The organism is Aeromicrobium sp. (genome assembly GCF_036676885.1).
Taxonomy (GTDB): Bacteria; Actinomycetota; Actinomycetes; order Propionibacteriales; family Nocardioidaceae; genus Aeromicrobium.
Genome location: NZ_JAKFCB010000144.1, coordinates 1 through 4,780 on the forward strand (window position 1 = coordinate 1; position 4,780 = coordinate 4,780).

Annotated in this window: 4 protein-coding genes; 3 read left to right on the forward strand and 1 reads right to left on the reverse strand. The window is 69.6% G+C overall.

The genetic code is table 11. The features are described 5' to 3' along the window. Nucleotides 1–181 precede the first annotated feature (181 nt). Both V6M46_RS07175 and V6M46_RS07180 read left to right on the forward strand, forming a co-directional pair. Complete coding sequence (locus V6M46_RS07175) at nt 182–1,621, forward strand: NCS2 family permease (protein WP_332663307.1); 1,440 nt, start codon at nt 182–184, stop codon at nt 1,619–1,621. 27 nt (nt 1,622–1,648) lie between these two features. Continuing rightward, a complete protein-coding gene (locus V6M46_RS07180) occupies nt 1,649–2,167 on the forward strand; it encodes a gamma carbonic anhydrase family protein (RefSeq protein ID WP_332663308.1) in 519 nt (172 codons plus the stop codon). 125 nt (nt 2,168–2,292) lie between these two features. On the opposite strand, the gene serC is transcribed toward V6M46_RS07180, so the two are convergent. Next, nucleotides 2,293–3,399 carry a phosphoserine transaminase gene (serC, locus tag V6M46_RS07185; RefSeq protein ID WP_332663309.1) on the reverse strand — a complete coding sequence of 369 codons (1,107 nt, stop codon included), beginning with the start codon at nt 3,397–3,399 and terminating at the stop codon, nt 2,293–2,295. Nucleotides 3,400–3,500: 101 nt separating this feature from the next. Between serC and V6M46_RS07190 the strand changes: the two genes are divergently transcribed. Next, a partial coding sequence (locus V6M46_RS07190; protein ID WP_332663310.1) for a methylmalonyl-CoA mutase subunit beta occupies nt 3,501–4,780 on the forward strand: 1,280 nt, incomplete at its 3' end.

A 4,780-nucleotide genomic window follows, 5' to 3' on the forward strand; every position in this document is an offset into this window, starting at 1 on the left:
ACGAAGGATGCGAACCGGGCCGGCAGCGGCTTCGCGGGCAGCATCTGGCTCTGGGTCGTCGGCGGTGTCGCGCTGGTCGCGGCGATCGCCTCCGCGGCGAGTCGCCGCACCTGATTCCCAGGCGTCCGACGGGGTCTGGCATGCTCCCTTGCGACCGAGTGTCTCTTCGACCAGGAGTGTCATGACCAGCACGCTCGAGCAGTACTTCAAGATCAGCCAGCGCGGGTCCTCGATCGGCCGGGAGGTGCGCGGCGGTGTCGTGACATTCCTGACGATGGCCTACATCATCGTGCTCAACCCGATCATCCTCGCCGGGGTGCCGGACGTGGACGGCAACTTCCTCGGGGGCGGCACCGAGAAGGGCGCGGGCTTCGCGACGATCGCCGCGGTGACCGCACTGGTGGCGGGCCTGCTGACGATCCTCATGGGTGTCGTCGCGAACTTCCCGCTCGCACTGGCAACGGGACTCGGCCTGAATGCGTTCGTGGCCTTCTCGGTCGCGTCGGAGATGACGTGGGCGGATGCGATGGGGCTCGTCGTGCTCGAGGGCCTGATCATCCTCGCGCTCGTGCTGACCGGCTTCCGAAAAGCGGTCTTCGACGCCGTGCCGCGCCAGCTCAAGACCGCGATCGCCGTGGGCATCGGCCTGTTCATCACGTTCATCGGGCTCGTCGACGCGGGCTTCGTGCGTACGACCGGGTTCGGCGCACCACCGGTGCAGCTCGGCATCGGCGGAAGCCTCTCCGGCTGGCCCGTGCTCGTGTTCATCATCGGCCTGCTGCTGATGATCGCGCTCCACGCGCGCGGCGTTCCCGGCGCGATCCTGATCGGCATCATCGCCACGACGATCATCGCCGGCATCGTCCAGGCGATCGCCGACGTGCCGGCCAGCGGCGGCGACCCGACGTCGAAGGGCTGGAACCTCAACAGCCCGGAATGGCCGGAGAAGGTGTTCGCCAAGCCCGACTTCTCGCTGCTCGGCGACTTCAACCTGTTCAACGGGTTCGAGCGTGCCGGCGTCATCACCGCCGCGCTGCTGGTCTTCACGCTCCTGCTGGCGGACTTCTTCGACACGATGGGCACCATGACGGCGATCGGCGCCGAGGCCGGACTCAACGATGCGGACGGCACGCCGGCGGGCGCGCAGAAGATCCTGGTCGTCGACTCGATCGCCGCCGCGGCGGGTGGCGCGGCCGGTGTCTCGAGCAACACGTCGTACATCGAGTCGGCCTCAGGGGTCGGTGACGGTGCGCGTACGGGACTCGCGTCGGTCGTCACCGGCGTGCTGTTCCTGCTGTCGACGCTGGCGGTGCCGCTGGTCGAGCACATCCCCAACGAGGCGGCCGTCCCGGCGCTCGTGCTCGTCGGGTTCTTGATGATGAGCCAGGTCAAGGACATCGCGTGGGACGACTCCGAGATCGCGATCCCGGCGTTCCTCACGATCGTCGTCATGCCGTTCACGTACTCGATCACGGCCGGGATCGGTGCGGGCTTCGTCGCGTACGTCGTGATCAAGCTGGTCAAGGGCAAGGTCGCCGCGATCCACCCGCTGATGTGGCTGATCGGCGTGCTGTTCGTGGTCTACTTCGCGATCGACCCGATCACCCGCTGGGTCAGCTGACTCTGCTGCCTTCGGTACGTTGAGCGCATGCTCATCGCACTCGGAGACAAGACCCCACGCGTGGCGGACACGGCGTGGGTCGCACCCAATGCGACCCTCGCCGGGTCCGTCGTGATCGAGGACGGCGCCAGCATCTGGTACGGCGCGGTCCTGCGCGCCGACAACGAGCCGATCACGATCGGCGCGCGCTCGAACGTGCAGGACAACTGCGCGTTCCACGTCGACAAGGGCAAGCCGGCGTTCCTCGGCGAGGGCGTGTCGGTCGGGCACGGCGCGGTGATCCACGGCGCCACGATCGGCGACCACGTGCTGGTCGGCATGGGCGCGATCATCATGAACGGGGCGGTCATCGGCAGCGAGTCGCTGATCGCCGCGGGCGCACTGATCGCCGAGGACGTCGTCATCCCGCCGCGCTCACTCGTCGCCGGCGTGCCCGGCAAGGTGCGCCGCGAGCTGACCGAGGACGAGGTCGTCACGCTGCACCGCAACGCGGCGACCTACGAGGAGCACCGCGAGCTGCACCGCCAGGGCGTCGAGCTCACCTGATCGTTGGGCGGTGACTTGGCGTCCAAGACTCGCTTCGGGCTGGACGCCAGCTCACCGCCTCAAGGGCCCGCTGGACGCCAGCTCACCGCCTCAAGGGCCCGCTGGACGCCAACTCACCGCTCGGGTCAGAGCCGTTCGGCGACCCAGTCGATGCATTGCGTCAGCTTGCTGATGTCGTCGGGCTCGATCGCGGGGAACATCGCGATGCGCAGCTGGTTGCGGTTGAGCCCGCGATAGCCCGCCACATCGACGATGCCGTTCTCGCTCAGGGCGGCCGTGACCGCCGTGGCGTCGACGCCCTCGAGGTCGATCGTCCCGACGACCAGCGAGCGGTCCGCCGGATCGGTGACGAACGGCGTCGCGTACGTCGACTCCTCGGCCCACTCGTAGAGGCGCGTCGACGAGTCCGTCGTACGTTTGACCGCCCAGTCGAGCCCGCCCTGCGCGAGCATCCAGCGCACCTGGTCCTCGATCAGGAACAGCGTCGCCAGCGCCGGCGTGTTGTAGGTCTGGTTCTTGCGGGAGTTGTCGATCGCGATCGGCAGGTCGAGGAATCCCGGGATGTGCCGCCCGCTCGCCTTGATCTCCTCGGCACGTGCGATCGCCGCGGGCGACATCAGCGCGACCCACAACCCGCCGTCGGACGCGAACGTCTTCTGCGGCGCGAAGTAGTAGGCATCGCTCTGCGAGATGTCGAGTGGCAGACCGCCTGCACCGGACGTCGCGTCGATCAGCACGAGCGCACCGTCGTCGGCGCCGGCCACCCGTTCGACCGGCACCATGACGCCGGTCGAGGTCTCGTTGTGCGCCCACGCGTACGCATCGACGCCGGGCTCGGCGACCGGCACGGGATGCGTCGTGAACTCGCTCTCCAGGACGTGGGGCGCCGCGAGGAACGGCGCGCGCTGCACCGCGGTCGCGAACTTGCGGGTGAACTCGCCGTGCACGAGGTGCTGGCTGCGGTCGCGGATGAGCCCGAACATCGCAGCATCGAAGAACGCGTGCGACCCGCCGACGCCCAGCACGACCTCGTAGCCGTCAGGCAGCGTGAACAGCTCGGCGAGGCCTTCGCGCAGGCTGCCGACGAGGTTGCGTACGGGCGCCTGCCGGTGCGAGGTGCCCATGAGGGAGCCGCGGGTTGCCGCCAATGCATCGAGCGCCTCGATGCGTACCTTCGACGGGCCGGACCCGAATCGTCCGTCCGCTGGCAGGATCTCGGCAGGAATCTTCACTCCCCGATTCTCGCAGGGGGCACCGGCCGACCGCGTAACAGGCCCGTCACATACGTCACATTGAGTGGCCGGTATCACTACCGGTTCGTACGATGCCCCTTATGGCCTCAGACGGAACGGTCGATGTCCCCCTGTCCAAGGGGCTCGAGCACACGCAGGACGAGTGGGAACAGGCGACCGCCGCGGTGCTCCGCAAGGCCAGGAAGCTCGCTGACGACGCACCCGACAGCGACGTGTGGCAGAAGCTCGCCACCACGACCCTCGACGGCATCACCGTCACCCCGCTCGGCACCCCCTCGCTGACGCAGGACCTGCCTGACGGCGGCCTGCCGGGTCAGGCGCCGTTCACCCGCGGCAGCGCGGCCGCCCGCGAGCTCGACGGCTGGGACGTACGCGCGTGGTTCGCCGATCCGGACGTCGAGCGCACGGCGAAGGACGTCGTCACCGATCTCGAGAACGGCGTCAACTCGCTGTGGCTCTCGGTCGGCGGCGGGGCGATCCCGGTCGACGCGCTGGCGACGATCCTCGAACCCGTCTTCCTCGACCTCGCAGCCGTCGTGCTGGACGCACCGGCTGAGCCCGTCGAGGCGGCCCGCGCACTGGCAGCCGTGCTCGACGACAAGGCCGTCACCGCAGCGCCCGGTACGTCCTTCGGCGCCGATCCGCTCGGCGCCACGATCCGGGGCCACGGCGTCACGGACCTCGGCATCGTCGGAGAGGTCGCTGCGTTGGCGCAGCCGCTCGGCGTACGCGCCGTCACGGTCGACGCGACCGCGGTGCACGACGCCGGCGCCTCCGACGTCCAGGAGCTCGCCTACTCGCTCGCTGCCGGCGTGACCTACCTCCGCGCTCTGGTCGCCGCCGGCATTGAGGTCGACGACGCCGCCGCGCTGATCGACTTCCGGTATGCCGCGACCGATGAGCAGTTCCCGACGATCGCCAAGCTCCGCGCCGCCCGCCGGCTGTGGAACCGGGTCGCCGAGCTCAGCGGTGTCACCACCGCTGCCGCCGGCCAGGTGCAGCACGCCGTGACGTCCCGCCCGATGATGGCGAAGTACGACCCGTACGTGAACATGCTCCGGACCACCGTTGCGGCGCTCTCGGCCGGCGTCGGGGGCGCGGCGTCCGTCACGGTCCTGCCGTTCGACGAGCCGCTGGGCCTGCCGGAGCCGTTCAGCCGCCGCATCGCCCGCAACACCTCGAGCCTGCTGATCAGCGAGTCGCACGTCGCCGCGGTCGTCGACCCGGCCGGCGGCGCGCACGCCGTCGAGAAGCTCACCGACGACCTCGCCCGGGCCGCCTGGGCGCTGTTCGGCGAGATCGAGGGCAAGGGCGGGCTCGTCGAGTCGCTCGACTTCCTCCGCGACGCCATCGCCGAGAC

What these genes read in the sequence shown, in the direction of transcription:
- V6M46_RS07180 (WP_332663308.1), top strand. Translation starts at nt 1,649, where the DNA reads ATGCTCATCGCACTCGGAGACAAGACCCCACGCGTGGCGGACACGGCG.
- V6M46_RS07175 (WP_332663307.1), top strand. Translation starts at nt 182, where the DNA reads ATGACCAGCACGCTCGAGCAGTACTTCAAGATCAGCCAGCGCGGGTCC.